Annotated in this window: 4 protein-coding genes; 2 read left to right on the forward strand and 2 right to left on the reverse strand. The window is 70.1% G+C overall.

Going from position 1 to position 4,137, the window contains the following annotated elements; all coding sequences use genetic code 11:
- Positions 1-122 precede the first annotated feature (122 nt).
- Entirely contained in the window at positions 123-1,547 is a 1,425-nt protein-coding gene (locus ABZ749_RS30675; protein WP_357233869.1) for an aldehyde dehydrogenase family protein, read from the reverse strand.
- A gap of 218 nt (positions 1,548-1,765) precedes the next feature.
- Entirely contained in the window at positions 1,766-1,894 is a 129-nt protein-coding gene (locus ABZ749_RS30680) for a hypothetical protein (RefSeq protein ID WP_357233875.1), read from the reverse strand.
- On the opposite strand from ABZ749_RS30680, the gene ABZ749_RS30685 reads away from it, so the two are divergent.
- Both ABZ749_RS30685 and ABZ749_RS30690 read left to right on the forward strand, forming a co-directional pair.
- Entirely contained in the window at positions 1,841-2,041 is a 201-nt protein-coding gene (locus ABZ749_RS30685) for a DUF664 domain-containing protein (protein WP_357233873.1), read from the forward strand. The two genes, ABZ749_RS30680 and ABZ749_RS30685, sit on opposite strands and share 54 nt — an antisense overlap.
- A gap of 337 nt (positions 2,042-2,378) precedes the next feature.
- Entirely contained in the window at positions 2,379-3,959 is a 1,581-nt protein-coding gene (locus ABZ749_RS30690; RefSeq protein WP_357233871.1) for a DHA2 family efflux MFS transporter permease subunit, read from the forward strand.
- Positions 3,960-4,137: the final 178 nt, after the last annotated feature.

Here is a 4,137-nt window from a genome sequence, read left to right on the forward strand (position 1 = left end):
GCTCGCCCTCGAAGGTGCGCCCCACGGCATCCGCGCGGTGGCGGTCAGCCCCGGGCCCACCCTCACCCCGGCCAGCGAACGCGACCTCGGTGACAGGTGTGGGTCGGGGCCGTCTGGGGCGGTCAGCGTTGGATGGACTTGGTCTCCAGGAACTCCTCCAGCCCAAAGCGGCCGAACTCGCGGCCGTTGCCGGAGTGCTTGTAGCCGCCGAAGGGGGCGAGCGGATTCCAGTGGCCGTCGTTCACGTCGACCTGGCCCACGCGCAGCCGCCGGGCGATCGCCAGGGCGTGCTCCGGCTCACCGAAGACGCCGCTGGTCAGGCCGTACAGCGTGCCGTTGGCGATGGCAACGGCCTCCTCCTCGTCGGCGTAGGGGATGATCGTCAGCACCGGGCCGAAGATCTCCTCCTGGGCGATCGCGGAGGCCGGGTCGACGTCAGCGAAGATCGTCGGCTGGACGTAGGCCCCGACGGTCAGCCCCTCGGGCCGCTGCGGGCCGCCGAACACGAGCCGAGCGCCGTCGGTGGTACCCCGCTCGATGTAGCCGACGACCTTCTGCCGGTGGGCCTCGGACGCCATTGGGCCGATCCGGGTGGCCTCGTCGCCCGGGTCGCCGACGGTGTACTGCTTCGCGGCCTCGACGGCCAACGCCACGACCTCGTCCTGACGGGAGGCGGGCACCAGCATCCGTGGCCACGCGCCGCAGACCTGACCGCCGTTGCTGAACGCCATCATCACGCCCCGCTCGACAGCGGTGGGCAGGTCGGCGTCGTCGAGGATGATGTTCGCGCCCTTGCCGCCCAGCTCCAGCGCGACCCGCTTGACGGTCGCCGCGGCCACCGCGGAGATCCGCTGTCCGGCCCGGGTGGAGCCGGTGAACGAGATCATGTCGATGTCCGGGTGGGCGGAGATCGCCTCGCCGACGGTCGCGCCGGTGCCGTAGACCACGTTGAAAACACCCGACGGTACGCCGGCCTCGGCGGCGACCTCGGCGAGGATGCGCGCGGTCAGCGGGGCGTTCTCGGACGGCTTGAAGACCATCGTGTTGCCGGCGAGCAGAGCCGGTGCCAGCTTGGAGACGATCTGCTGAAGCGGAAAGTTCCACGGCGTGATCGCGCCGACCACGCCGATCGGCTCGCGGACGATGAGCGAGTTGCCGACCTCCTCGGTCCAGGTGAAGTCGTCGGCCAGGCCGGCGATGGACTCGACCACGGCGGCCGGGAACGCGACCTGGGCGGTCCGGGACATGCCGATCGGAGAGCCCATCTCGGCGGTGATCGCCTGGGCGATCTCCTCCGTGCGGGCGGCGAGGCCGGCGCCGAGGCGGCGCAGCACGTCTGCCCGGTGCCGCGGGGAGGTCGCCGACCAGGCCGGGAAGGCGGCTCGGGCGACAGCGACGGCGCGGTCGACGTCGGCGGCGGTGCCGGCCGGGGTCTCGGCGACGACCTCGCCGGTGGCCGGGTTCACGACGGGAAGGGTGCCGGCGGAGCCGGTGACGGTCTCGCCACCGATCCAGTGGCCGGCAACGGTGTAGGTGGAAGGTGTCATGGACCGACCGTCGCATCGCTGCCGAACCCCAACCAGGTGCGGTTCATCCACGGTTCCGCGATCCCTGGCTGGGGCCCGGCACGTCGGGTTGGCCGTGCCCCCAGCAGCGGCGTAGCTGGGTGGCGTGTATTGCCGATCATGAGCTTCGCGGACTGCTCGGGGCAACGCCGACACCCGACCGGATGTCATAGTGCCGCGATGAAGGCGGACCTGCTCAGTTACTTGAAGGGCGGCCGTGAGTCGCACTGCACGACGTAGGCCACGTGCCGTGGTGGGGCGATGCGGCGGTCACGTTGCACCACGTCCTGGTCCACGTCATCGCGGAAACCCAGCGGCACGCCGGCCACGCTGACATCGTGCGCGAACTCATCGACGGCACGGCCGGCCTGCTGCCCAGGCACGACAACCTGCCCCCCGTGGACGAGTCATGGTGGCGGGACCACCGTCGGCGAGTGGAGCAGGCTGCCCTCGACGCCAGCCGGGGCAGCAGCTAGTTCTCTGCCGGCCATCGGTGACGCCTCAGCATCTGGGCCGCCCGCCGCCCCGATCCCGCGCGGCCACCGACGCGAAGAGGGCGGCGGCGCCGGCTACGCAGGGGGCACCAGCTCGCGGCTGTGCCGGCTGATTGCCACCCCGACGTCCGGCCACAGTTCGCACGGCCGATCGGATACGCGGCCGGTCCGTCACGAAATCCGGCGGCGGATCGTCACAGAGGGCGGTTAGTCTTCCTCCGCGCGTCGTCGTCCTGGCACGTCGCGCCCCGCGCCCGGTTGGCGCGGCATCGCCGCCACCGCCCACCGTCGGCCGGCTCAATCGACTTCAGGAGAGTTAGTGACACAGCAATCTCTCGCGACATCGGACAAACTCGACTCCGCGGTGCTCAAGGTGGCGGGCGTCGTCGTCCTTGGCGCGATCATGTCGATCCTCGACGTGACGGTGGTCAGCGTGGCGCTGCCCAAATTCCAGAGTGAGTTCGACGCGTCCTACGCCCGCGTCGCCTGGACCATGACGGCCTACACCCTTGCGCTCGCCACCGTGATCCCGCTCAGCGGGTGGGCGGCGGACCGGTTCGGCACCAAGCGGCTCTACATGGTGGCGCTTACCCTGTTCACGATCGGGTCGGGGCTCTGCGCCATGGCCGACACGATCGGCGAGCTGATCGGTTACCGGGTCCTGCAGGGCCTCGGTGGCGGCATGCTCATGCCGCTGGGCATGACCATCATGACCCGGGCGGCCGGTCCGCACCGGATCGGTCGGTTGATGGCCGTCCTCGGCATCCCGATGCTTCTGGGGCCGATCGGCGGTCCGATCCTCGGTGGTTGGCTGATCGACACCGCGAGCTGGCACTGGATCTTCTTGATCAACTTGCCGATCGGCCTGATCGCCCTGATCTACGCGCAGGTCGCGCTGCCGAAGGACGCGCCCGAGCCGTCCGAGTCGTTCGACTTCGTCGGCATGCTCATGCTCTCGCCGGGTCTCGCGCTGTTCCTCTACGGCGTCTCGTCCCTGCCGGAGGCCGGCACCTTCGCCGAGGCCAAGGTCTGGGCCCCGATGCTGGTCGGCGGCGCGCTGGTGGTGGCGTTCGTGCTCTACTCGTTCAAGCCCCGGCACCCGCTGCTCGACCTGCGGCTGTTCCGCAACCGCAGTCTGACCATCGCGTCGGTGACGATGTTCGTGTTCATCATCGCGTTCATGGGCGCCGGCCTGCTGTTCCCGAGCTACTTCCTGCAGGTGCGCGGTGAGTCGACGCTGGCCGCCGGCCTGCTGATGGCCCCGCAGGGCATCGGCGCGATGATCACCATGCCGATCGCCGGCACGTTGGCCGACCGGGTGCCGATCGGGCGTACCGTCCCGTTCGCGCTGGGGCTCATCGTCGTCGGGTTCTTCGGTTTCACCCAGGTCGACCCGCAGACCTCGTACTGGCTGCTCGGCGGTTCGCTGTTCGTGATGGGTCTGGGCATGGGCGGCACGATGATGCCGATCATGACGTCGGCGCTGCGGACGTTGCAGGCACAGGAGGTGGCCCGTGGCTCGACGCTGGTCAACATCCTCCAGCAGATCGGCGGTTCGGTCGGCGCCGCCGTGATGTCGGTGATCCTCACCAACGAGCTCAACGGCTCCCGGCCGATCCCCGGCCTGGTGGACGAGAGCGGCAAGCCGATCACCGAAGCCGGGCTGGCCATCGCCTCCCAGCAGCGGCCGGAGCTGCTCCAGCAGATGCCGGTGGACCCGTCGATCATCGAGCGCGGGTTGGACTTCGCCGCCAAGTCGTTCGCGAGCACGTTCTGGGTCGCGTTCGCGCTGGTCGTGCTCACGATCATCCCGGCGGCGTTCCTGCCGCGCCGACGTCAGCCGGCGCAGCTCGACGACCCGCAGGGCGAGCAGGTCAGGACGCCCGTCGTCATCCACTGACCGACCCCGCCGCGCTCGTCACCCCACCGGGTGTACACCGGTGACTTGCTGCAGACGTCGGCCGCCTACAAATGGATCCGGATCTCTGATGGCAACTCTCCCGGCGTGCCTCTCCTGCGAATCCACCTCGGCACCGACCGGGGTACCGCCCGCCGGGTGCTGCAACTGCATCAGCAGG

Origin of the sequence: Micromonospora sp. NPDC047753 (assembly GCF_040642735.1) — a bacterium.
Lineage (GTDB): Bacteria > Actinomycetota > Actinomycetes > Mycobacteriales > Micromonosporaceae > Micromonospora.

What these genes read in the sequence shown, in the direction of transcription:
- ABZ749_RS30675 (WP_357233869.1), bottom strand. Translation starts at nt 1,547, where the DNA reads ATGACACCTTCCACCTACACCGTTGCCGGCCACTGGATCGGTGGCGAG.